Origin of the sequence: Vagococcus lutrae, from assembly GCF_023299185.1 — a bacterium.
GTDB classification, from domain to species: Bacteria; Bacillota; Bacilli; order Lactobacillales; family Vagococcaceae; genus Vagococcus_A; species Vagococcus_A lutrae.
This window is the reverse complement of record NZ_CP097017.1, coordinates 535,965-560,988: the sequence shown is the minus strand read 5'-3', so window position 1 is coordinate 560,988 and position 25,024 is coordinate 535,965. Positions and strand designations below refer to the sequence as shown.

General features: G+C 36.7%; 22 protein-coding genes. 12 read left to right on the top strand and 10 right to left on the bottom strand.

Annotated elements, in window-relative coordinates; all coding sequences use genetic code 11:
• The first annotated feature begins 5 nt into the window (after positions 1 to 5).
• The 3 genes from M2919_RS02665 to M2919_RS02655 all read left to right on the top strand — a co-directional run bounded on the left by M2919_RS02665 (position 6) and on the right by M2919_RS02655 (position 2,540).
• Positions 6 to 668: a potassium channel family protein gene (locus M2919_RS02665; protein WP_126761747.1), complete on the top strand. Its 663-nt coding sequence runs from the start codon at positions 6 to 8 to the stop codon at positions 666 to 668.
• A gap of 41 nt (positions 669 to 709) precedes the next feature.
• Positions 710 to 1,042 carry a HesB/YadR/YfhF family protein gene (locus tag M2919_RS02660; RefSeq protein ID WP_248849149.1) on the top strand — a complete coding sequence of 111 codons (333 nt, stop codon included), beginning with the start codon at positions 710 to 712 and terminating at the stop codon, positions 1,040 to 1,042.
• 109 nt (positions 1,043 to 1,151) lie between these two features.
• Positions 1,152 to 2,540 carry a C39 family peptidase gene (locus tag M2919_RS02655; protein WP_248849148.1) on the top strand — a complete coding sequence of 463 codons (1,389 nt, stop codon included), beginning with the start codon at positions 1,152 to 1,154 and terminating at the stop codon, positions 2,538 to 2,540.
• A 95-nt stretch (positions 2,541 to 2,635) separates the two neighbouring features.
• On the opposite strand, the gene M2919_RS02650 is transcribed toward M2919_RS02655, so the two are convergent.
• Both M2919_RS02650 and M2919_RS02645 read right to left on the bottom strand, forming a co-directional pair.
• Entirely contained in the window at positions 2,636 to 3,589 is a 954-nt protein-coding gene (locus tag M2919_RS02650; protein WP_248849147.1) for an NAD(P)-dependent oxidoreductase, read from the bottom strand.
• 19 nt (positions 3,590 to 3,608) lie between these two features.
• Positions 3,609 to 4,421 (bottom strand): DUF1189 domain-containing protein, encoded by an 813-nt coding sequence (locus M2919_RS02645; RefSeq protein ID WP_222317447.1) that lies wholly within the window; start codon positions 4,419 to 4,421, stop codon positions 3,609 to 3,611.
• Positions 4,422 to 4,588: 167 nt separating this feature from the next.
• Here M2919_RS02645 and M2919_RS02640 point away from each other — a divergent pair, with 167 nt between their 5' ends.
• Together M2919_RS02640 and M2919_RS02635 are read left to right on the top strand one after the other, a co-directional pair.
• Complete coding sequence (locus M2919_RS02640; RefSeq protein ID WP_023606406.1) at positions 4,589 to 5,197, top strand: superoxide dismutase; 609 nt, start codon at positions 4,589 to 4,591, stop codon at positions 5,195 to 5,197.
• 125 nt (positions 5,198 to 5,322) lie between these two features.
• Complete coding sequence (locus M2919_RS02635; protein WP_248849144.1) at positions 5,323 to 6,195, top strand: diaminopimelate epimerase; 873 nt, start codon at positions 5,323 to 5,325, stop codon at positions 6,193 to 6,195.
• A gap of 38 nt (positions 6,196 to 6,233) precedes the next feature.
• Here the strand turns inward: M2919_RS02635 and M2919_RS02630 are convergent, their stop codons facing one another.
• The 5 genes from M2919_RS02630 to M2919_RS02610 are packed head-to-tail and all read right to left on the bottom strand — an operon-like array spanning position 6,234 to position 10,681.
• Positions 6,234 to 7,007 (bottom strand): class I SAM-dependent methyltransferase, encoded by a 774-nt coding sequence (locus tag M2919_RS02630; protein ID WP_248849143.1) that lies wholly within the window; start codon positions 7,005 to 7,007, stop codon positions 6,234 to 6,236.
• Positions 7,004 to 7,918, bottom strand: a complete 915-nt coding sequence (locus M2919_RS02625) for a Gfo/Idh/MocA family protein (RefSeq protein ID WP_248849142.1) — start codon at positions 7,916 to 7,918, stop codon at positions 7,004 to 7,006. The genes M2919_RS02630 and M2919_RS02625 overlap by 4 nt, the downstream gene beginning before the upstream one ends.
• Positions 7,919 to 7,938: 20 nt before the next feature.
• Positions 7,939 to 9,393: an ABC transporter ATP-binding protein gene (locus M2919_RS02620; protein ID WP_248849140.1), complete on the bottom strand. Its 1,455-nt coding sequence runs from the start codon at positions 9,391 to 9,393 to the stop codon at positions 7,939 to 7,941.
• Complete coding sequence (locus M2919_RS02615) at positions 9,378 to 10,094, bottom strand: energy-coupling factor transporter transmembrane component T (protein WP_248849139.1); 717 nt, start codon at positions 10,092 to 10,094, stop codon at positions 9,378 to 9,380. The genes M2919_RS02620 and M2919_RS02615 overlap by 16 nt, the downstream gene beginning before the upstream one ends.
• Positions 10,094 to 10,681, bottom strand: coding sequence for an MptD family putative ECF transporter S component (locus M2919_RS02610; RefSeq protein WP_023606400.1), 588 nt, complete (start codon positions 10,679 to 10,681; stop codon positions 10,094 to 10,096). Before M2919_RS02610 ends, M2919_RS02615 begins: the two co-directional genes overlap by 1 nt.
• A 242-nt stretch (positions 10,682 to 10,923) precedes the next feature.
• On the opposite strand from M2919_RS02610, the gene M2919_RS02605 reads away from it, so the two are divergent.
• Positions 10,924 to 11,577: a deoxynucleoside kinase gene (locus tag M2919_RS02605; RefSeq protein WP_248849138.1), complete on the top strand. Its 654-nt coding sequence runs from the start codon at positions 10,924 to 10,926 to the stop codon at positions 11,575 to 11,577.
• A gap of 35 nt (positions 11,578 to 11,612) precedes the next feature.
• Here the strand turns inward: M2919_RS02605 and M2919_RS02600 are convergent, their stop codons facing one another.
• Positions 11,613 to 13,007 carry a 6-phospho-beta-glucosidase gene (locus tag M2919_RS02600; RefSeq protein ID WP_248849136.1) on the bottom strand — a complete coding sequence of 465 codons (1,395 nt, stop codon included), beginning with the start codon at positions 13,005 to 13,007 and terminating at the stop codon, positions 11,613 to 11,615.
• 181 nt (positions 13,008 to 13,188) lie between these two features.
• On the opposite strand from M2919_RS02600, the gene M2919_RS02595 reads away from it, so the two are divergent.
• Positions 13,189 to 13,989, top strand: coding sequence for a MurR/RpiR family transcriptional regulator (locus tag M2919_RS02595; protein WP_126763572.1), 801 nt, complete (start codon positions 13,189 to 13,191; stop codon positions 13,987 to 13,989).
• A gap of 6 nt (positions 13,990 to 13,995) precedes the next feature.
• Here the strand turns inward: M2919_RS02595 and proC are convergent, their stop codons facing one another.
• Positions 13,996 to 14,808, bottom strand: coding sequence for a pyrroline-5-carboxylate reductase (gene proC / locus M2919_RS02590; protein ID WP_248849135.1), 813 nt, complete (start codon positions 14,806 to 14,808; stop codon positions 13,996 to 13,998).
• A 97-nt stretch (positions 14,809 to 14,905) separates the two neighbouring features.
• On the opposite strand from proC, the gene mprF reads away from it, so the two are divergent.
• The 4 genes from mprF (at position 14,906) to M2919_RS02570 (ending at position 20,008) form a co-directional block, all read left to right on the top strand.
• Positions 14,906 to 17,473: a bifunctional lysylphosphatidylglycerol flippase/synthetase MprF gene (mprF, locus tag M2919_RS02585; protein ID WP_248849134.1), complete on the top strand. Its 2,568-nt coding sequence runs from the start codon at positions 14,906 to 14,908 to the stop codon at positions 17,471 to 17,473.
• Between the two features lie 64 nt (positions 17,474 to 17,537).
• Positions 17,538 to 18,503, top strand: a complete 966-nt coding sequence (locus M2919_RS02580) for an ABC transporter substrate-binding protein (RefSeq protein ID WP_248849133.1) — start codon at positions 17,538 to 17,540, stop codon at positions 18,501 to 18,503.
• The gene (locus tag M2919_RS02575; RefSeq protein ID WP_248849132.1) at positions 18,487 to 19,257 is read left to right on the top strand and encodes an ABC transporter ATP-binding protein; all 771 of its coding nucleotides are present in this window, start codon (positions 18,487 to 18,489) and stop codon (positions 19,255 to 19,257) included. The genes M2919_RS02580 and M2919_RS02575 overlap by 17 nt, the downstream gene beginning before the upstream one ends.
• A 1-nt stretch (position 19,258) precedes the next feature.
• Positions 19,259 to 20,008 (top strand): ABC transporter permease, encoded by a 750-nt coding sequence (locus M2919_RS02570; protein WP_248849131.1) that lies wholly within the window; start codon positions 19,259 to 19,261, stop codon positions 20,006 to 20,008.
• A 49-nt stretch (positions 20,009 to 20,057) separates the two neighbouring features.
• Here M2919_RS02570 and M2919_RS02565 read toward each other — a convergent pair whose 3' ends face one another.
• On the bottom strand, positions 20,058 to 22,658 hold the full coding sequence (locus M2919_RS02565; RefSeq protein ID WP_248849130.1) for a YfhO family protein: 2,601 nt from the start codon (positions 22,656 to 22,658) through the stop codon (positions 20,058 to 20,060).
• Between the two features lie 320 nt (positions 22,659 to 22,978).
• Here M2919_RS02565 and M2919_RS02560 point away from each other — a divergent pair, with 320 nt between their 5' ends.
• Positions 22,979 to 24,967, top strand: coding sequence for a KUP/HAK/KT family potassium transporter (locus M2919_RS02560; protein WP_126763576.1), 1,989 nt, complete (start codon positions 22,979 to 22,981; stop codon positions 24,965 to 24,967).
• The last annotated feature ends 57 nt before the right edge of the window (positions 24,968 to 25,024 follow it).

Below are 25,024 nucleotides of genomic sequence, written 5' to 3'. Positions count from 1 at the left end.
AAAAGATGAAGCAAAGTTTTGCAGTTATTGGACTGGGAAGATTTGGTTCAAGCGTTTGTAATAGTTTAATCGAGTCTAAACAAGAAGTATTAGCTATCGACCGTGATGAAGATCGCGTGAATGAATATATGGATATTGCGACCCATGCTGTTGTAGCAAATGCGCAAGATGAGGCAACGTTAAGACAGTTAGGTTTAAACAATTTCGACCATGTGATTGTTGCAATAGGTGAGGATATTCAAGCTAGTATTCTTGTCACGCTAATGGCGAAAGAAATGGGCGTCAGTCGTATTACCGCAAAAGCGCAAGACCAGTATCACGCAAAGGTATTAGAAAAAGTAGGGGCTGACCGTGTTGTTCACCCAGAACGTGATATGGGAGAGCGTGTTGCACATCAATTAATATCAAAAAACATTTTAGACTTTTTAGAGCTTTCAGATGAGTACAGTATCGCGGAAGTAAAAGTGACGAACCACGCTTACTTAGAGAAAACACTTATTGATTTAAATCTACGTCAAAAATACGGCTTAAACGTGGTGGCCATTCGACGTGAAGGACGTGGCTTAATTGTCTCGCCAGCTGCAACTGAAATTGTGAAGTTTAATGATACATTATTTGTAGTTGGAGCGACAGAAGATGTGGAAGAATTTGATGATAAAATGAATTAACAGGTCAAGCATGAAAAACGCGATAAGCCTTATTTTATGTTATGATAGGAGTAATTCAAAAAGAAAGTGATGGATTTGAGATGAAATTAACAGTATCAGATAAAGCACATCAATGGTTTAAAAGTGAACTAGGATTAGCTGAAGGAGATTACTTACACTTCTTTGGTAAATACGGTGGTGCAACAAATGTTCATGCTGGTTTTTCAACGGCAATGCGACCTGAATCGCCAGAAGAGACACCAATGGCAACCGTGACAAAAGAAGGTATCACATACTATACGGCAGAAAATGATGATTGGTTTTTCAGTGATTACGACTTATCCGTTGATTACGATGAAACAAGAGATGAGCCAACTTACTTCTATACGGAATAGAAAAAAGGACGTACATTTTTGTACGCCCTTTTTTTTATGATTTAATGATGCTTGCATATATATTATCACATGGTATTATTAACTTAATTATGCCATAAGGAGAATAATAATGAAAATAAATACACAAGTTGGTTCTTTAATAGTACTAAGTACATTGGCTATATCATCAATGTGGGTGTCGTTTGAAGTACAAGCGGAAGAGTCTACTAATGAAACCTCTGAAACTGTCGAGGTGACTGAGGTTTCTACGGAAGAAACTCAACAGTCTGAAATAGAGACACTGCATGAAAATACGACGGAAAATACAAGGCTTAGTGATAGTATAGAAAAACAACCTGAAACAACTGAATCGACAAGTACAGCTGAAGATATTAACCCTCAAAGAGCGAAGGTTATTATAAATGGCGAAGAAGTGCTTTTAGAAGACCCTATCAAAGCGGGAAGTGAAGAAGCGCAAACTACAGTAATACCAAAAGAAGAATTATATGAAGGAGTGAGTCGGTTTAGGAGTATTGCTCCACGTGAAGCGACTATCTCGATGTATCGAATGTATAATCCAAACAGTGGGGAACATTTCTATACACAAAATACATACGAAAGAGACCACCTTAGACGTGTCGGATGGAATTATGAAGGAATCGGATGGAAAGCGCCAACTAAAGGAATGCCTGTATATCGATTGTTTAATAGAAACTCGGGTGAGCATTTTTATACACTAAACAGTTATGAGAGAGATCATTTAGTGAAATTAGGATGGCGTTACGAAGGCATTGGATGGTACTCTCATACGGGTGCAAACTCTTTGCCTGTATATCGTTTATATAATCCTAATAGTGGTTGGCACCATTATACATTGAATAGTTATGAAAGAAATCATTTGGTTTCCTTAGGGTGGAAGTCTGAAGGCACCGGATGGAACGCTGTGGCCTTAGGTGAAGGTAGTAACGAGGACTATCATTTACTGAATGTTAATAACTACGATCAGTATGCTTTAGGAGCGCCAAGCGGTTGTGAAGGAGCTTCGTTGTTACAGGCTTTTCAGTATAAAGGTTTGTTAAATGATTGGACCTTAAGACGTTTTTTAGACACCATACCCAAATCACCTAATAATAATCCAAACACAGGTTTTGTTGGCTCACCTTATGTTGAAAATTATTGGACGTATTCTGCTATTTATCCAGAGCCTTTAACTCAGTGGGGGAATCGTTTTGGAAGAGTAGTAAATATTTCAGGAAGTAGTTTTGAAACGTTACTCAGTGAAGTTCAGAACAATAATCCCGTTGTAGTTTGGGTCACAATCAATTTCCAACCTGTAAGATGGGGGAACTGGCCGTTTGGACCAGCGGTGAATAATAATCATGCTGTTACACTCGATGGCTATAATAGAGGGTCGAATCAAGTACATGTCTCGGATCCTATTGGAGGAAAGTATTGGATTAATGCTAATACATTTAAATCTGTATATAATGTGAGGAAATATGCCGTCACTGTTCAATAATGTATAATTGTGATTAATATAATCATTCTTAAACAAACCCCCATGAAATCAATGGTTTAAACCATTGATTTCATGGGGGTTTTAAAAGTTTATATTTAGTATCCTTCTGTTAGATTGACAACACTTTCGCAAACAGTCCCGTCTTTCATATAAGAGTGATAGTTTCGTGTAAATAAAGCGATAAGTCGGTCTGCATAATAGTTTGAATTTCCAGCAATATGCGGTGTTATCAAAACGTTAGGTTCCGACCAAATCGGATGATGTTGGTCTAAAGGTTCTTCTTCTAAAACATCTAAACCAGCAAAGGCTAGCTCTTGATGACGTAATGCTTCAAGTAAGTCATTCGTGTTAACAGACGCGCCACGGCCGACGTTAATGAACCAAGCGTCATTTTTCATTTGTTTGAAGAATTTAGCGTCGAATAGATGATATGTCTCGTCAGTTAATGGAAGAATATTGACGACAATATCCATATCCCCTACAACGTTTAATAAGTCTTCTTGCGGATAATTCTTGATAAAGTGTGGTAGGTCGTATCCGCTCCGGTTAATTCCGTAAACGTCTAATTCAAATACTTCTGCTACTTTAGCTAAGTGTCGCCCAATTTTACCTGTCCCTACAATGAGTAATTTTTTATGTGCCAACTCAATAATATCATTTGGGTCTTGCCAAATACGCGCAGTTTGTTGTAAAACGGATTGTTGAATACCACGACTTTTGGCTAGTAACATTCCCATAACCGTTTCGGTAATTTGAGAACCGTGTATGCCACTTGCTGATGTTAATTGGATATTTTGTCGTGCAATTTCTGCTAAATCAAAATAATCAACGCCAGCAGAAAAAGATTGAATCCATTTTAATGAGTTGTTTGGCATGTAAAGAACACGTTCGCCAACGTCTTTTTTCCAACCAATAATGATTTCAACAGCTTGTAAATCTTGATCAGTTAGATCGTCAGTATCAGTGACAACTTTATAATCAGTCGCAACCTCTTGTAATAGTGATACTAACTTTTCTGATAATGGATAAAGTACTAAGATTGTTTTCATGAACAAACTCCTTTAAGAATTATTTTTTTAAATGATCTTTGAATCGCTGTTGCATGATGATTTGACGATATAGTACATAAGTGACTAAAATAATAACAAAGTTTGAGCTAACAGATTGAAAGGCAAAATCAATCGCCGCAGTAATAAAAACAGGCATGGTGGAAGCAAATACAACTAATTTAAAACTTTCACCAAAAGTAAGGTTCATAAGACGAGCGCCTGTAAAGAAATGACTAATCATTGTAACAATTAATAGTGAAAAGACAAAGTTTGCCAAGACAGGAATTAAAAGCACAAGGAACGTTACACCCGACACATAGCGTGTTGAACGATTGGATGTGGCAAGATTTTCAAAGTAGCTTTTGTTAAGTTGTTGACTATCAAAACGGTCGTAGGTCAAAATCATCGGATTTACTTGCAATTGCGAAGCAATGATGTTTTCATCCGCAATGGCAAAGACTACTTCATTTTTAAGTAAACCGACACCTATCACATTACCAGATAAATCTTTTCGAATATCTTCAGGCGTTCGTTTGTTCTGAGGGTCGAACGAGAATACCATGTAATCAGTTTGATAGATAAAGCCGTCTTCTTCTTTTTCGGTCGTCAATTGATTATTTTCTATCTTAAATTCTGGCATTTCTTTTGCAATTTTTTGCATGTCGTCTTGAACAAGATTAAAAACATGAACCACTTGTCGAATGACCGGAAGTGCTAGAATCAAGCTTAATATTAGTAAATATAGAAAAACCTTTCCACCAGATTTTTTGCGCCCTTCATACAAATCAGCTGGTTTTTTAAACGCGGTAACAAATAATTGGACTAAGGTCATATAGTCCCTCCTTTAATTCTTTTCTGTTTTAATTGTAAACGTTTTGGGATGATAACTCAAGTAAGGCGGATTTCATGTAAAAAGCAATAACTTTGTGATTTTCTCTAAAAAATGCTATTCTATTAGTAGAGGTTATCTACAAAAATTATTATTTGGAGGGTTATGACATGAGTTATTCATTACCAAAATTACCATACGCATACGATGCATTAGAGCCACACATTGATGAGTTAACAATGCACTTGCACCACGAAAAACATCACAACACTTACGTAACCAATTTAAATGCGGCTATTGAGAAGCATCCTGAATTAGGCGAAAAAGATATTGACACATTAGTAGCAGAGTTAGATGCTGTTCCTGAAGATATTCGTACGGCTGTACGTAACAATGGTGGCGGACATGCTAACCATACATTCTTCTGGGAAATTATGGCACCAAATGCTGGTGGCGAACCAACAGGTGAAATTAAAGAAGCTATTGACAAAACATTCGGTAGTTTTGACCAATTTAAAACAGATTTTGCTGCAGCTGCAACAGGACGTTTCGGTTCTGGTTGGGCATGGTTAGTGGTTAATGACGGAAAATTAGAAATTATGTCAACGCCAAACCAAGATTCACCTTTAACAGAAGGAAAAACCCCTGTATTAGGTTTAGATGTTTGGGAACACGCATACTATAAAAAATATAGTAACGTTCGTCCTGACTACATTAAAGCTTTTTGGAATGTTGTCAACTGGGATGAAGTCAACAAACGCTATAACGCTGCAAAATAGTCTTGCTGGACTGATAAAAGCGTTGTTATAGATATAAGCTAAGTAGGAAACTACTTAGCTTTTTTTGTTAATTATCCTAGAATTTGGTACGATAAAGATAAGAGAATAGGGGGAGGCGTCAAGTTTTGATAACACTACATCATATCAAAGCATCAGGAAATCATTATTTAATGTTAGACAATCGTCAAGAGAAGAGAGCGACAGACGAGTTTTCAAGACTGGCACAAAAAATTGCACAAGATTTTCCAAACATGAAAAGTTTTATAGTATTGGAAGATTCAACAGAAGAAGCGACGGTAAAAATGACGACGTTTCATCGTGATGGTACAGAATGTTTACTGTGTGGAAATGGAATTAGAGGAGTCGCACATTTTTTGTTTGATGAAAATCCAGAAAAGAACGTGCACCAATTAATTGAGACTCGTCATGCGACATTGCACGTCCAAAAAATAGTGGATGATATTAGCGACCATCTTTATCGTGTTGAAATTTCTCCTATGAGTTTATTAATGGAAACATTAAATCGAGAAGTTGAGAGTGGGACAACCTTTATTGAGAAACGCTTAAAAGACATTACCCGTAAGTTAAGATTCACAGCCATTGCCACGCCAACGCCTCATTTAGTTACGTTTGTCAAAGAAACGGATGGGTTGTCGATAGCAGAGAGACAATTTATTGCTGAAAAACTGACACAAGGTAATCGTTATTTTCCAAATGGAATTAACGTAAGTTTTGTAAAAGTTGATGAAGATAGATTATATGTTGATACATTTGAAACAGTGGCAGGGCATACTTTTTCCTGTGGTACGGCTATGGCAGCAAGTGGCTTACTTTATTCATTACTCTATTTACGAGAGTTTGGAGAATTAATTGAAGTTAAAAGTGCTGGAGGGACAGTGTTTGTAAGACCAAGACAAACACCTGAAGGTCAATATTGGGTTGAGTTGCAAGGGGAAGCAACGTGGATCGAGCATATCGTTTATGATGAATCAGATTAAAAAAAGGAGCAGATTTCTGCTCCTTTTTGTGTTTAATATTAGGCTTTGGTTGCTTCTATTGTAATCGTTTGATTACTGTCAGAAGGTGCTAACTCATACTCATAGTCAGCTGAGATAACAATGTTTTTGAAACCAGCTTGTTCTAAAAGTAATGTAATCTCTGTTAAACCGTACCACTTAATGTTTAGTTGTTGGTGTTGAGTATCAATTAAACGTTGGTTTTGCCACAGTTGATAAGTATAGAGGTGATGTATTTCTTGTGTTAGCCAATCAATCTTGGTTATTTCATGTTCAACCGAAATGGATTTTTGAGAATCCCATTCATATTGTGAACGTTGACGTTCTCCAAGTTCTGGATAAAAGGGTAAATCAATATCAAAAATTATTCTGCCACCTTGTTTTAAATCCGACACGCATTTTTCTAAGAAAAGTTGGATACCTTTATGAGCCGTAATAAGATTAAACGTTGCGACAGGAATAATAAGTGTGTCAAAAGAGTGTGGGAATTGACAAGTCATATAATCGCCTTGATATAAAGAAGTTGTTAGTTGACGGCGAGCGAGTTCATTACGACAAAGTGAAAGCATTTCATCTGAATACTCTATCCCTTCGATATTCACTCCTTCCTCTAAAAGAGGAATCAGTGCCCTACCCGTACCACTACCAATTTCTAACACTCGTTGATTTTTTGATGAGTTAGCTTGGATACGTTCCAAGTAATAATCAATATCCCCATTAAGAGCTGTACCGATTGGTTTTGATAGTTGATAAACAATCGTGGCTAATTCGCCATAGTAGTCCTTCATCATCATTCATTTCCTTTCTTCACGATTGCTTCAATCCATTTGTGAGAATGATAAGCAAGCGAATCGTCATAATAGGTTGCATCTTGTTTTACTAACGTTAAAAATTCTTTTATTGTTGTTTCAAACCCACGTTTTTCAAGTGTTGGTGTCCAATCAGGAAATGTCTGATGAATCGTTCCATCGGGCGTAGTATGATTTAGTTGAGCAAGGTTATGGACATGATACGTACCGCTTGGACTTTGTACTTCAATACTTTCCGTACGAGCGCCACTATTGAGATTGGTAATACAAATGACCGTATTTTGTTGATTTGAAAGATGCAAGCATACTCGCTCTAAGCTTTGATTAGCTTCATTGATTTGTGAATCAATATAGTGCTGCTGAACGGCTCCTTCCATTAAAAACAAGCCTGTATCGACAACATGGATAAATAAATCGTACAAAATTTCCTTTAACGATTTAGATGTTCCCAAAATATTTTTTTGAACGATAATCATATTTTTATCGGGAACTTCTTTAAGTTGTTGAACCATAGGAGCACGACGCCGGTTAAATCCTGTAAATAAAAGACATTGCTGTTGTTTGGCAAGCGCCAGAAGTTCTTTGACTTCATCTAAATTTTCGCTAATCGGTTTATCAACATAAACATGTACCCCTTTTTCTAAAAACATTTTAATAAAAGTATAATGTGTAGAGGTTGAGGTATGAATAAAGCATGCATCTAAGTCTGCTTCGTAGAACGTCTGAAAATCGTCATAGACGAATTGCCATTGATATTGATTAGCTAAGCGTTCTCTCGTTTCTTTGTTTCGAGTGAAATAATGCCACTCGATATTCGTTTGTAGTTGATTCATAATCGGCAAGTATGCTTTTTGCGCAATCGTGCCTAAACCCATTACACCAATTTTTAACACCATATTGATTCACCGTTTCCTTTCTATTTTTTCATCCACATTTCTAACGTTTGTCGGTCAATTACGGAATCACTTAAAAAACTTCCTTGTTTGGTTAATACAAGCAATTGATTCATTGTTTGTTCAATAAATTCGATATCATGAGTGATAATAAAGATAAAGAGATTATGTTTTTTCATCAAATTCAACGCATTTTTCAACTGCATCATATGTTGATAATCCATACCACTAGTTGGTTCATCTAAAATGACCACTTTTTTTCCAGATAGTAAAGCTGAAGCAATCGCTACACGTTGTTTTTCGCCACCAGAAAGCGTCATTGGATGTCTTTTTAGCAAGTGTCCTAGGTTCAGGCTCTGAATGATTTCATCGCGTAATTCTAATCGTGTCGCTTTTAAAGTTAATTCTCGTTCGACTGTTTCTGTAAAGAGCTGATAGTTGACATCTTGCATGACAAGATAACTTTGCCGTAATCGTTCTTTATCTGAAAGAAAATTAGCATTCCAACTTATTTTATCAGCGTCACACGGTAAAATCCCTGCTAATTGTTTAGAAAATGTCGATTTTCCTACCCCATTTGGACCAATAATCCCTATGATAGTTCCAGCTTTAAATTCATGAGTCTGTGTTGTTAACAAAGGTTGTGATTTAGCGTGCCATCTTACAGGGATTTGTTTGATACGAAGTGTTTCGACATCATCGTTGCACGCAATTATCGACGGTGACAGGGTGATTTTTTCAGGAAGTTGCTTTGTTCTTAAACCAAGTGTTTGTCGTTCATCACTAGTTAGATCTTCCCAAGAAGGTTTATCATATAAAGTCCAATCACGAGCAGGCGTTTGATATAGATAGTAGTCTGCGAGAGATTCCAAATAATAAAGACGATGTTCTGAGATAATAAGAGTACAACCGATATTCTTTAAGCGGTGCAAGATATCGGTAAGGCGTTCAATCGTTTGTAAATCAAGATTACTGGATGGTTCGTCGAGTACGAGATATTCTGGATGAAGCATGTAGGCAGACGCGAGGGCGACCAGTTGTTTTTCGCCACCTGACAATGAGAACATCTCACGGTTTAAAAGGTCGTGGATATTAAAAAGAGTCGCGACGTCTTCAATTCGAGATTGAATCTTGTCAGGCGACATTCCAATATTTTCACATGGAAAAGCTAATTCACTTAAAACCTCTAACGTGAAAAACTGCGTTTTAGGATTTTGAAAAACAGAACCGATACGTTCAGGAAGCTGATAAAAAGATAAATCGTTATAGGACGTATCATTTAAGTACCTTTCGCCTTCCAAAGTCCCTTCATATAATTCATTGATTAAGCCGTTGATGATTCGTGTAATGGTTGTTTTACCACAGCCACTTGCCCCACATAACACGATACAGTCCCCTTGTTGAACATCTAGAGATAAGTCGCTAATGATCGTTTCGTTTTGATAGGTAAAAGAGACATGATTTAAAGAAATTCCCATAGACTTAAGCCTCCCATTAAAAATATGATAAGTATGGTTATAATCATCCAATCAAAAAAAGTCATTTTTTTCTGATAAATAGAAGTCGATATTGCTGGATGATTAATACCACGTGTTAGAGCTGCACTGCTAAGATCAAGAGCCGTCACAGAGGCGTTCATTAGTAGTGGAATTAAAATATATTCTAGTGTCTGTAAAGGGTGGCGCACCATTTCCCAATTTGTTACCGCAATGCCTCTAAATTTCATCGCCGAACGAATTTGTTGATAGTCTTTTCTCAGTGTAGGAAAGAAACGGAATAAAACACTGAGTGGGATGATAATAAATTCTGGTATTTTCCATTTTCGTAAAGTGTAGATGAGTGAAGATACTGGCGTTGATTTTATCAAAAAGCCTGCCATCATGGTCAAAGGAAACAGTCGTCGTACGGTTAAGGTATAAAATCCGATGATTGATCCAATAATGGGCAGCTGTGATAAAAAGTTGGGCCTAGATAATAAGAGAATACTCAAATAAATGCTGACATAAATAAAGATTCTGCGCCATTCTTTTTGACTGGCTAGAATAAGTAATAAGAGAATCAAATAACTGCTTTCAATAACAATGGGTAGATGAAAAAAAACCATAATATTAGTAAAAAGGACGAGAGCGATTTTAGTTTGTGTATTAAGCGAAGGCATTGTAACAACCAGTCCTTTCATTATGAGAGTGCTGCGAAATGTTTTTGAATCATTTTATCTCCGATAATTGCTCCAATAATGCTGCAGATGATTAGAAAACCTAAACTGATAAAGAGAGTTTGCTGATTAATAAAAGCAAAGGTATCGGCTATATATGCTGCATCTTTCCCGCGCGCTACTAAGTTGTTAACATAAGCTTTTTTAAAGAACCACAACGGTAAGATAGGTCCCATCATATTAAAGGAGAATATAACAAAGCTAATTTGATTTATCCGTTTGTTTTTATAATGTCCCATACGTGCGACCCAATCTGCTAAAAATCCCGCAACAAAGTGTGGCACAAAGGTGAGTGAAAAATGTCCGACAAGCAAGAAAAAGAGCCCCATGACAATACCCATGATTGAAACGGCACCAAATTTTGGAACTTTTTGAATGAGCAAGAAATATACGGCTCCTGTAATGAATGCTACAAATCCAGGTAATAAAATAATTGAAAAACCAGGAATTAGAATCGAACTTAAAAAGGTCGCAACCCCTGTTAGTAAAAAGTATATTGCGGTATATACGCCTATGGTAATCATATCATTAATCTTAAGTTTATTTTGCATTATTTATCCTCCACTAAGTAATATGCGTTATTTTTCACATATTAAATTAAAATTTAAAATCAGTTGTTAGTATAACATAAGTGAGAAAGATTATCAGTGTTTTTTAGAATGATTATTAATGGATTGTTTTATTTTGAAGAGAATAAATGTAGGCGATAAGATTGACAATCACTAGATAAAGTAGGTATGATAACAGTCGAATATTAATAACACAAGATGTAGTATAAGGAAGTAGGAGGAAAATGAGTGTGATTGTTTTAGCGGGAACAATAGGAGCTGGTAAGTCCAGTTTGTCAGAAATGATTGCCAATGAATTAGGCAGTGAGGTTTTTTATGAAGAAGTAGATAATAACGAGATATTACCTTTATTTTACGCAGACCCTAATAAGTATGCATTTTTACTACAAATCTACTTTTTGAACAAGCGTTTTGCAAGTATTAAACAGGCGCTTGCTCATGATAACAATGTCTTAGATCGTTCCATTTATGAAGATTCGCTATTGTTTCATTTGAATGCGGATTTAGGACGCGCGAATGACACGGAAGTAAAAGTTTACGATGAGTTGTTAAAAAATATGATGGAAGAGCTTCCATATGCTGCTCATAAAAAACACCCTGATTTGTTGGTTCATATCAAAGTGTCGTTTGAAACTATGCTAGCACGTATTGAAAAACGTGGAAGAGAATTCGAACAATTAAGTTATGACCCATCACTTTATGATTACTATAAAGAACTCAATAAGCGTTATGAAGCTTGGTATCAAAATTATGATGAAAGCCCGAAAATGGAAATTGACGGCGATGCTTTAAACTTTGTTGAAGATGAAGAGGCAGCCAAAATTGTAATTCAGATGGTTAAAGATAAATTAGAAGAAGTTAGAGGAGAAAAGCTCTAAAAGAAAACACCGCTTGTAAAAGCGGTGTTTTTGTTTTAGTTAGATTTCATTAAATCATGAACATATTGAACAGTTTCGGATTGTTCTGCTTTAATTTTTTCAATAGCCTTTTTAAATTGTGGTAAATGATCTTCGTGAGCGATTAATAACTCATCTAATAATTGTTTAGCTAAGTGACCACCAGGTACTAATGGATTAATAGTGAAAGCCTGTAGAGCAGCACCATAATCACCTGTAATAGCAGCACGAATGGTTGTTTCTTCCATGCCTTTCATCCCTTGTAATAATCCACGAGCAGCAGGAGGGAATGCCCCCCAGTTATACGATTCAGGACCATGAGCGGTAATGGAAGCCGATACTTCAACCGCACAGTCATAAGGTAAGTCAGTTATCGTTCCGTTATTTTCCATCGAAACGACCATATCTGTACGTTTATCATTTTGTAATGACGCGATAACTTCACAAGCAGCATCACTGTAATGTGCACCACCACGTTGTTCTAGTTCCTCAGGTTTATAATCCAATATTGGATCTTTATAAAGCTCGAAAAGAGCAGCCTCGGTTTCTTTAACGACTTGCGCACGTGTTTCACCGTTTTTAAATTCATCAATGGAATGATTTAACATCTCGTCTTCTATATAATAGTAACGGTGATAGCCACATGGTAACATTCCTAAATCTTTAATTTGTTCATAATGGAAAGGAACATTGTGAATGTTTTTTAGATGACTTTCTGATTCGACTTGCGGACCATAAATAAGGTCAATTAATTCATCTGTTCGTTCATTTCCTTCTTTGTCCCATACACGATGCCAGTGGAAATGATTAATTCCTGCATACTTAACAAATAAATCTTCCTCAGGAACTCCTAATTTTTCCGCAGCTTGTTTAGTATGACCGATAGGAACATTACATAAACCAATCGTTTTCTTCCAGCCTGCGTGTTTAATAGCAGCTTCAGTCACCATACCCGCTGGATTTGTAAAGTTGATTAACCAAGCATTAGGACATAAACGCTCCATATCAGAAATAATATCCATAATGACAGGAATAGTACGGAAGGCTTTAAACATACCGCCTGCACCGTTTGTTTCTTGTCCAAGAACACCGTGTGAAAGTGGAATACGCTCATCTTTAACACGAGCATCGAGTAGACCAACACGAAACTGAGTCGTTACAAAGTCAGCGTCTTTTAAAGCAGCCTCGCGGTCAAGTGTTAAATGAACTTCCCAATCTAACCCTGCAGCTTTAATCATTCGTTGCGCCATTGCCCCAACAATTTCTAATTTTTCACGACCTTCTTCAATATCGACTAACCAGATTTCTTTAATTGGGAGTTGGTCTTTTCGTTTGATATATCCTTCAATTAATTCTGGTGTATAACTAGAACCACCACCGATAGTGGCAATTTTCAATGCATGACGTGTCATAAACATCCTCCTTGTGATTGTTTTTCTTTTGATACATTTAGTGTAAGCCCTTACGATTAAGACATCAATAGGTAGACTAGATTCTGGTTTGATTAATCAAAATTCTCATTTCTCAACCTTTAAATATGAATAGAAACGCCAAAAAAAGAAATATGAGGTATAATCGAGGTGGAGGTGTACTATGATTTTAGAAAAATTAGCACAGGAGAGTAATCTAACTCCCTCTGAAAGAGAAATAGCTCGGTTTATCTTAGCGGAAACCACTGATTTACGTGGTCTATCCAGTGAAGAACTGGGGAAACGTACATACACATCGCAAGCAACAGTCACACGACTGTATCAAAAACTAGGTTATCAAACATATCGGGAATTTATTGTTGCTTTAAATGAACAGTTAAATGAGCGGCATCGTGCTAATAATATGATTCGAGATAATCGCCCGTTCCGTGAAGACTCGACATACGCTGATGTTATCGAAACATTGCCACATTTGTATACAAAAACAGCGATTAATACGAAACTGATGCTAGATGAAATGGTTGTAAAAGAAGTGGCTCGACAAATCAGTCATGCTCAAATGGTGGATATCTACGGTAGCGGGATTACATCAACCCTAGCAGAGCAACTCGCTTTTAAACTACGTGCATTGGGTATTTTTTGTCAAACACACTCAGGCTATAATAGTAGCTATGTAGAACAAATTGCTTCAGATAGAACACATCTCTCTATTGTTATTAGTTTAACAGGTCGTAATAAGATGATGGAACAAGTCGCTCAGCGTTTAACAGCGAACGAACTGCCAGTTGTCATTATCGCGGGGTCACTTCGTCAGACGGAATTACTGCCGGGTGATTATGTTTTGTCACTAGATCGTAATCACTATTTTGGGATTGATACGATGTCGTCGCTTTTTTCTGCTCAGTATTTAATTGATTTGATCTTTTCGTTATTATTAGTTGAAAAAATAAAAAAAGAGTCGTAATCTAAGTTACGTCTCTTTTTTACTAAGAAAATAATCTTTTGAAATAGTAGCATCGACTGCTTTGACAATAGCAGGGATAAATCGTTCATCTTCTAATGTTGTGACACCCTCAATGGTCGTGCCACCAGGAGAACAAACATCTTGTATGAGTGTATTTGGTGCTAGTTGTTTTTCACTCATTAAAATAGCAGTGCTTTTGGTAGCAGATATTGCGATATTAACGGCTTCCTGATAAGCAATGCCATTTTTCACACCCGCACGCGCAAGTCCTTCTATAAATAAGGCGATAAAGGCAGGAGAACAACCCGCGATACCAGTAAAGGCTGGTAACATCGGTTCGTCGATTAAATATGCTTGTCCGACAGTCTCGACGAGAGCCGTTACATCATCCAATTCTGATTGATTTACCTTTTTGTTAGGAACAAGTGCAGTTGTGCTTTGTCCGATTTCAATCGCCATATTAGGCATTAAGCGGACGATTTTTTGCTGCTCGTGCGTTGCATCTTCCATACTAGCTAGTGAAACACCCGCAGCAAGTGATAAAATGATTTTCTGATTCTTCACAAATAAGTCACGATTTTCAGATAAGATAGGGATGATAGCGTGAGGTTTGACTCCTAAAATAATCCAATCGCATGTTTCAATTAATTCAGCATTAGAAGGCGCATACCTCACGCCTAATAACTCAGCTTTCTTTTTAGAGCTGCTGATGCTCGAGCCAGTGACGTATATACGGTCAGCTGTTATGTAGTGGTTATTTAGTAAGCCATGAATAAGTGCTTGTGCCATTTTGCCAGCACCGATGATTCCAATTTTCATGTAAACATCCTTTCTATAATCAGTTCAATTAGTATTTGAAAAAATATGTTAAAATAACAAGAGAATTTAAGTATAAAGTAGAAAAGTAGGAATAAAAATGAAGCATTTTATACAGTCTATCTTTCAGTTTATCAAAAAATATCAACGTTTGATACAATTAGTTTTTTTAGCATCCGTTGGTTTATTTGTCGTCAATCAATTGACGGCCATTTTACATGGTATGACTTGGCAAGAGTTGAAACTATTGCTGTTCGGTCAAAGTAAAAAAACACTTCTAGCTATGATAGGGGTTGGATTACTTGCAGTTCTTCCTTTATTAGCTTATGACTGGGTTACCATCCAGTTGTTGGAAGATGAAGGTGAAATTGATTTATCCTTTAAAGAACGCACGTTGACAGCATGGATGATTAATACATTAAACAATTTTATTGGATTTGGTGGCGTCATTGGAGCCACATTGCGTGGGAAGTTTTATGGGAAAAATCATGATGTTAAACGGGTCGTTGCGATTGTTTCTAAGGTCGCGTTGTTCATGTTAACCGGTCTGTCGTTCCTATCATTTTTAACATGGCTCGATTTAGTTTTTTGGCATTCCACTCATGTATTTGCTCACTATCGTTGGTGGTTGTTAGCGGGAGCATTGTATTTACCAGGCTTGTTAATTTTCATCTACTTGCGTCGTCAGACGTTGTTTAAAGAATTTCGTTTTTATCATGTTTTTGAATTAGTGTTAGGCTCTACTGGTCAATGGACGTTTGCCTTAGCGTATTTCTTTTTTATAGGAAAGCTTTTACAACTCAATATATCCTTTTTACACTTATATCCTTTATTTGTTGTTGCTACATTGATTGGGATGTTAACAATGGTACCTGGGGGAATGGGAACATTTGATGTGTTAATGATTATGGGGTTAGGTTCCTTAGGTGTTTCGCGTGAGCAAGCCGTAGTCTGGCTTTTATTTTATCGTCTTTTCTATTTTGTTTTACCCTTTTTGACAGGTTTGTTAACGTACTTGTATCAAACAGGAAGTCGGATTAATCAGTTTTTTGACGATATGCCGAAAATGTTGACGTCAAAATTTGCTCATGCTGTTATGGTCGTATTGCTTTATATTTCAGGCATTATCATGGTGTTAATTGGAACAATCCCTAATGTATCTCAGATTAATCGTTTTATGACCTATTTATTTTCCTTTTCATTTAACTTTTTAGATCAGACATTAAATATGTTAGTCGGTTTTATCTTGATTGGTCTAGCCCGAGGGGGAGCCAATAAAGTAAAAGCAGCATATTGGCCGACTGTTATTATTTTAATGTTTAGCGTGGTTAACACCTTAACGCGAACCATGTCTTTTAAATTAGTTTTCTTTTATTTATTTGTGTTAGTTTGTTTATTCTTATCTCGACATCAGTTTTACCGACAACAACTAGTGTATTCTTGGGAAGCATTAGTAACTGACGGTATATTATACGGGCTGTTGCTTATCTTATATTCTGTCATCGGTTACTTTAACCGCGTAACGACCCCTGTTAAAGATGAACTCGCTCACTATATTTACTTCCCTTCTGAAGAAGTGTGGTTTCAGGGTTTGCAAGGAATTCTCTTAGCATTCTTCACGTTATTGATTCTGTATCATTATTTAGGCGGCGAGCAATTGAAACCTGGTGAGGCGTTTGATGCGGATAAGTGGCATCTGTTTCAACAAAAATGGTCGCGTACACTTTATATGCATACCCCTTTTATTCAAAATAAACGCTTGTTTTACTTTGAAAAGGATCAACAAACAGAAGTGCTAATAATGTTTGAATTGAAAGCCAATCGAGTTTTTGTTTTAGGAAATCCAATGGGAAATCAAATGCATGTCGATCAAGCTTTAATGCGTTTTTTAGAAGAAGTCGATCGATTAGGTTATGAAGCTGTTTTTTATAATGTCAGTTCACCGATTGCTTTGACTTTACACGACCACGGTTACGAATTTATTAAAATTGGTGAAGAAGGCGTGATTGATTTAGCGACGTACGAAGACTCTGTGGCAGGTAATAATTGCTCAGACGACTTGACTTTTAATTTGCTAAGTGAGGACGAAATCCGTGATGTTGCTTATCATTTACATCATATGGTGAGAGATTGGGAAAAGCAGCATCAACAATCTTTTTATTCGTCCGCACATTTAAAAATGGATGCTTTAATCGAAAGTGGTGTCGGTGTGGCGATGAGGCAAGACGAGATTGTTGGCTTTGTCACGTTGAAACAACTTTCTTATCGTCGTATGTCGTATGAGCTGTTATTTATTAAAAATGACGCACCGGAAGAGACCGGTCATTTTTTAGTGAACGCTCTTATTCACGAAATAAAAGAACGTGGTTTTCATTACTTTAGTTTAGGTTTTACTCCACTTGCGAATGTTGGGAAATCAGATTATTCATTCGCTGCGGAAAAAACAGTCAATTTATTGTATCGTTATAGTTCGCCTCAAAGCGGTTTTCAACCTATCAGACGTTTTAAAACACAGTATGTTACGGACTGGCATCCAGCTTATTTATCGTATAAAAAGAGACGCTCCCTGATGATGATTGCTTGGCAACTACATCGTTTAATAACTGGTCATAATATCTTTTCGAAAAATCCAGTAGAAGTTTTAATGGAAGAAGAAAAGCAAAGATAGTTTTCTTTTTCACGATTATCAGTTAAAATAGTTAACTGTACCAAATAAGAAAGGAATGATGTAAATGAAAAAATGGTTAGCTTTAGCTGTGACTACTGTTGCTGCTTTAACCATCTTGGCTGGTTGCCAAAAACAAGATTCAACAACAAAAGAAAGTGCTGAAAAAGGTGCTTCTGAAAATAAAGTGGAAAAAATTCGATTGGGCGTCATGCCTTCGACCGATAATATTCCGTTCATTTTAGCTCATGACGAGGGGATGGATAAGGAAAATGGCGTTGATTTAGATGTTAAAGTATTTAAAAGCGCCTTGGACCGCGATGCTGCGTTTCAGGCAGGAGAGTTAGACGGTATTATTACTGACTTAGTCGGTGTAGCGATTTATAAAGAAGCAGGTAACGATGTTAAAATCGTAGGGGCTCCTCACGACCAGTTTGACTTAGTCGTTTCAGACGACGTCACATCTATGGCAGATTTAAAAGGAAAACCAGTGGTGTTTTCTGAGAGAACTGGGACAGCATATGCTGTGAACAAAATGCTTGAAGCCGAAGACATGACAGTAGATGACATTGTGGTAAAAGAAATACCTCAAGTGCCGACACGTTTAGAATTGTTGAAAAACGGTCAAGTTTCTGGTGCGATTTTACCGGAACCATTTATTACGATAGGGAAGTCACAAGGATTGAAAGTTCTTTCTTCTACGCGTGATTTAGGGATTAACCCATTTGCCATTGTATTTAATGGAGAAGTCATCAAGGAAAAAGGCGATGCGATACGTGGTATGTTTGAGTCTTATAACGACGGTGTAGCATATATTCAATCTCATGATAAAGCAGATTATATAGACTTATTTGTCAAAGAAGTAGGTTTCCCAGAAGCGATGAAAGAAACCATCGAAATTCCTGAGTATGGTGCTTTAGAACAAGTTAAACAATCGGATATTGAGTCTGTTTTTGAATTTGCTAAAAATGAAGGGTTATTAACGAAAGAAGTATCACCTGAAGAAGTGTTAAGCAATGTCTATTTTAAATAATCAACAAACGCTTTATTTAGATGATATAAGTTTAAGACGTGCGGATAAGTTTATCATTAAAAACGTATCACTTGAACTAGCCAATCAAAAAGTCTATGCGTTGATTGGTCCATCTGGAACGGGTAAAAGTACGCTTTTAAATATTTTGTCTGGCGTGATTAAGGATTTTGATGGTCAAATTAAAATGGGTGAGCATTCGTATTCTCCTGACAATCATTTAATTAGTCTAATGCCTCAAAATTATGGGTTACTACCTTGGCAGACAGTTGAACAAGCCATATGTTTGCCGTTAAAAGCGGTTTTGAAAACAAAACAATTCAATAGTGAAGCTGAGACAAGTTATCAAGAAATGTTAAATCTTCTGGGCTTGAAGGGACTGGAGAAAGCCTACCCTAAACAATTGAGTGGGGGTCAGCAGCAACGTGTAGCAATCGCGCGTTCGCTTTTAATCCCCTCCCAGCTTTTACTAATGGATGAACCTTTTTCCGCACTAGATGCATTGACACGTGAAACGTTACAAACCGTTTTCTTAAATAGTTGGCAACACTATCCTAAGACAACGATTCTAATTACACATGACATTGAAGAAGCGTTATTGCTGAGTGACATAGTCTTAGTTATGAACGGCCAACCTGGAAAGGTTACTAGAGAAATAGTCAATCCTTTAGCTAAAGATAACGCGACGTTAAATGAGCGACGTCAAGATGTGCGTTTTTATGAGTTAGTTGAGACGTTACGAAGGGAGATTCGCTGAGATGCAAAGATCATCCAAAAATAAAGGAATCGCGTTTCTGATTAGTTTCCTTGTTTTGAACGTTTTATGGGCAGTTTTAAGTCGCATGATTAACAAGGATGTTTTACCTTCGCCAGTCGTCGTTTACACAGCTTGGCCACGATTACTTGAATTAAACTTATTTGAACATATTTTTGCGAGTTTATGGCGTATTGCGGTTGGCATGGTTATCGCTTTAACATTGGGCGGTCTGATTGGTATTTTGATGGGGCGTTTTGAAAAAGTTAATCGTTATCTCGATCCTGTCGTTTATTTTTTATATCCGATACCTAAATTAGCGTTATTACCGATACTTATGTTACTTTTTGGACTGGGTGAAGTTTCTAAATGGTTGTTAATTATTTTTATCGTCCTACCACAAGTCATCGTATCCGTGCGTGACGCCGTAAAAGAAACACCTGAGCATTACTATCACATTTATCAAGGATTAAATATTTCACGTTGGCAACAATTTAAATGGATTACTTGGCCAGCCAGCCTCTCGGCCTTGCTAAGTACTAGTCGTATTTCACTGGGAACAGCCATTTCCGTCTTATTTTTTGCTGAAAATTATGGAACGGAAAGAGGAATGGGATATTTTATCATGGATGCATGGATGCGGATGGACTATCCGTTAATGTACGCTGCCATTTTTACCTTGAGTATTTTAGGCTTAGTTCTATTTATTGCAATTGATCGATTAGCTAAGCATGTCATGAAATGGCAAGCATAAATAAAACACGTGAAAAGCAAGTATAGTGTTCTTGCTTTTCACGTGTTTTTTACTGTCTATTTTTTTGTCTGTATAAGAATGCATAGTAGCTAGAGATTCCTACAAAAAATAGGAAGATACCTGTCTTTAGACCTTGAGGGAAGAAGATTAAATTAAGGGTTTGTTTTCCTTTTTCTACCGGGATAGTAATGAAACCGTCTTGAAAAGGTTTAATGTCTACTTCTTTTTCATTGATAAAGGCGCGCCATCCTTTGTCATAAGGAATTGTTGTCCATAACGTTTGTTTTTTGTCGCTCGTAAAGGAAGCAGTAGCAGAACGCTTACCCATTTCGAACGCGACTTGTTGCTGACTTAGTTTATCCCATGTGCGTTCGAACGAGGGGATATCCAATAAGACAATATAAGGCGTCCAGATTGTAATGGCTGGCGTTCCAAAAAATTCGATGGAGAATGAAACGACCGTTTCTTCGTCGTAATAGCCTAAATCATAGAAAAGACCTGTTGTACTGATTTGCGATTTCACTTTACGACCGTTGACTAAGATGGTTGCACTCGAACTTTTAATCTGATTAAAATCAGAAGGAGATAAATTAAAGTAGGCTTGTTTATTCGCTGGAACAGTAATAGTAAAAAAGAGCGTTTTACCAATATTGGTTTGTTTTTCTTTAATTTGCCATTTTCTATTCTCGTACGTAATAGTTGCATTATCAAGTTGCGTTGGCAAAGGATACTGATAACTAAAATAGTGCTCTTCCGTACTTGCTAGTTGATTGAGTAGTGTTTCCTGTGCAAGTAAGGGATTATTTTCAGGTAATTGAAAAGTATGTATTTGATTATCAGTTAAAAGACCTAAGTTTAATGCACGTTGATTTTGATAGGTTGACATCGAATCAACATGGTCAACTAAGTCGAACTGATACTTCGATAGGGTATCGTTAGTCAGATTGTACTTGACACCAAAAAGACTATCCATTAGTAATGTATTATTTTGATAGCGTGTATTGGCATGGGCGCCACGTGAACGAAATCCTAATAGATTGAGAATCTCCGCACTTCTCGTATTACGTATTGAAGAAAATTGACTAAGTCCAGGATAGCCATGATTTAAGCTATCGTTGGCAGAGACAGGTGTCATTTGTTCCATTCGATAAAATTCAGAACCTTGTCGCTTTTTGATACGGGCTACACTTTCAGCTGTTTTTTTATAAGGTTCGCTATATAGGCTACGAGAAGGGTAATTCCAATCAGCTAAAATACCTTGTGTCATAAAGAAACTATTTAAGGATAATTCTATGACGATGATAGCGAGTGTCACGAGTGTCCACTTCTTTTTTGTATGAGTGTCATGTGCAGTATTAGCATAACTATATAGACAGACAGCATAGATGAGATAAAAGACAGCAGTGATAACAACGTGATACCATTTAATGTATGGATAATCAGTTTTAAAAACAGTCATGTATAGTAGACCAATAATGGGAATAAATGCCACAGATAAAAAAGGAAGCAAGTTAAGCGTCTCTCGTTCAAGATGTTCTAGTGTATAGGCAGTGATTAATAACAGGGTAAATGAAAAAAGAAAACTATAACGAAATAGAAACATGTTTGGCGAGTGAAAACCTTGCCACATTAGGTTTAGCGGTTCCCAATAAAAACTTGTCATCAGCAGTGTAAGGAGCAAGATGGCACTTATTTTGACACGTTTATTTACTTTAGGTTGAACTAAAAATATAATAACAACTAAAAATGGGAGCAATCCTACATAGGTAAAGGGAATAGAGCCGTACTTAGTTGTATCATAGATGCCAATTAATTGCTTAGCAAATAAGTCAAATAGTTGAGTCGCCTCGGTCTTTCCCCAGTGAAGCTTAGAAAGTTCGTCACCATTGTTTTTTAAATCGAAAACAGTAGGTAAAATCATAATCATAGATGCGATGCCGGCAGAAAAGGCGGTGACGAAGTAGTCGAGAATGTATTTTTTACGCCGTTCCCAATCGCTCCAAGTTAACAGACAAAAGTAGAGAAACGAAAATAAACCAATCATAAAACCAAAATAAAAATTACTAATAAATAAAATTAAGTATGACCAGAATAGTAAAGGACTTTTTCTAGTTTTTGTCACTTGATGAATACCTGTAAAAATAAGTGGCAGCCAGACAAAAGCATCCAGCCACATAATTAATTCTGATTGACCGATGATAAAAGACATTAAGCTGTATGAAAAAGCTAAGAATAAATGACTGGCATCGGATAGTCGAAATGTTTTTTGTGTGAAATAACCAAAGGATATCGACGCACAGCCTATTTTTAAAAGGGTCAGAAAGTATAGGGTGTCGGGCATTAAATGATTAGGTACTAACAAAACTAAAGGAGTAAAAATACCTCCTAAATAATAAGAAATCAGTGCCCAGTAATTTAAACCAAGAGCGGAGTACCATGTATAGAATAAACTATCACCTTCAATTAGAACACGGCGAAAACTCGCATGGAAATTTGAAAACTGTGAAAAAGAGTCACTGGCCATGACAGTTAATTTACTACCCGGGTAGATGCCGATAATTGCATAGCAAATAATCATGATAATGACTGGGACAAAAAACATGATAAAATAAAGTTTTTTGTCATGAAAAAATTGTCGTAAACGAAGCATAGATAAAACTCCTTTTTAGAATAATTTGACTGTACTCAGTTTAACATATAAGCTGAAGACAGTAGATAAAAACCCTCGTTAAATTAGCTTTTTTTATTTCGGTGTGAAAGTTCGCGAAAAGCATTGACAATTAATATAAAAATACTATAATTGTTTCTATTCATAAAGTTATCTCCATCAAAATTGTCAGAGTTACCGGTTGACTAAAAAGGTCAAAACCGGCCTTTTTCATGTTTGAAGAGAGATGGGAGGCATAATAAGTGTTACAAGAACAAAAGCAAAAGCGAGATCAATTTAAGATTGGTGGCGCACTCGTTGCTATGGGTGTCGTTTATGGCGATATTGGAACGAGTCCACTCTATGTCATGAAAGCCATTATTGAAGGAAATGGAGGCCTGTCAGAAGTTTCTGAGAACTTTATTATTGGTTCAGTTTCTTTGATTGTGTGGACGTTGACGCTATTAACGACAATTAAGTATGTTTTGATAGCATTGCGTGCTGACAACCATGGAGAAGGAGGTATTTTCTCTTTATTTACACTGGTTAGAAAGATGAGTAAATATTTGATTATACCAGCGATGATAGGTGGGGCAGCGTTACTTGCCGATGGTGTTTTGACCCCAGCTGTTACGATTACGACAGCTATCGAAGGTTTGCGAGGAATCCCTGCTTTTTATAATGTTTTTGGAGAGAATCAACATGTTATTATTATTATTACTATCACGATTATTACGATTTTATTTATGATTCAACGAATAGGGACTGAAAAAGTAGGAAAAGCGTTTGGACCGGTAATGCTCGGTTGGTTTACTTTTTTAGGCTTAATAGGGTTGTACAACTTCTCAAACGACTGGACGGTATTACGTGCGCTAAATCCATATTACGCGTTTAAGATTTTGGTTAGTCCTGAAAACAAAGCGGGCTTATTTATTTTAGGGAGTGTGTTTCTAGCTACTACGGGAGCTGAAGCTTTGTACTCTGATATGGGTCATGTTGGAAGAAAAAATATTTTAGGTTCATGGCCGTATATTAAGATTTGTTTGTTACTTAATTACTTTGGGCAAGCAGCATGGATTTTATCTGTTCATCGAGACCCTTATTATCAAGGGATAGAAATGTTAAATCCTTTTTTCAGAATGATGCCTCAAAGTTTATCTGTCATCGGTGTTATTTTTGCAACGATTGCAGCAGTCATTGCGTCACAAGCCTTGATATCAGGTTCTTATACACTGGTTTCAGAAGCGATTAAGTTACGATTGTTACCACGTTTAAAAATTGTCTATCCAACTGATAATAAAGGACAATTATATATTCCCGTTGTGAACTGGTTGCTTTTTGTTGGCTGTGTATCGTTAGTCTTTTTCTTTAAAACGTCGGCTCGATTGGAAGCAGCTTATGGACTAGCGATTACGATTACGATGTTAATGACAACTATTTTGTTATTGTTTTATCTTTTACAACAAGCTGTACCGAAAATTATTTCATTCGGCATTTTCTTTTTCTTTATGTTTGTTGAAACAATTTTCTTTATCTCCAGTGCAACGAAATTCTTACATGGTGGTTTCGTGGCCGTATTGATGGCTTTAATGATTTTATTTGTCATGGTAGTTTGGCAACAAAGTCGTTTAATTCAAAATAAAGTGTCAGAAAGTGTTGATTTATCGGATTACGTGGATCAATTGGTAGAGCTTAGTCATGATGAGTCGATTCCTTTATATCAAACGAATGCTGTCTTTTTGACAAGTAACCTTAAAGGACATCGCATTGGTAAAGAGATAGTCTATTCCATTCTTGATAAATCTCCAAAACGTGCGAAAGTATACTGGTTTGTTAATGTACTGGTAACGGATGAACCTTTTACTAAAGAATATCACGTCGATATGATGGGAACAGACTGTGTGGTTAACGTGCAGCTTCATCTAGGATTTCGTATGAGTCAAGACGTAAATAAGTACTTACGTCAAATTGTTAACGACTTAATGGAACAAGGAATGATTGAAGAACAACCGCAGAAATACACGATTATGCCTGGCAGGATTGTCGGAGATTTCTCCTTTATCTTAATCAAAGAAGAGTTGTCTCGTGTAGATTCTGGTTTGACAGCGTATGAACAATTTATTATGCATACGAAATTAGCTATTAAAAGCATTACCGTTGCTCCTACTAGTTGGTTTGGATTAGAGTATAGCGATGTTGTAGTCGAACATGTCCCACTCATTCTCGATTTAAACCGCATGAAAATGGACCGACCATTAAAACAAGTCATTGTTGACGACTTTACATCTGAAGAAGAAACTGATGAATTATAAAAAAACATCTAGCGAATGGAACTGCCAATTCGATAAAGGCCGTTTCCATCTCGCTAG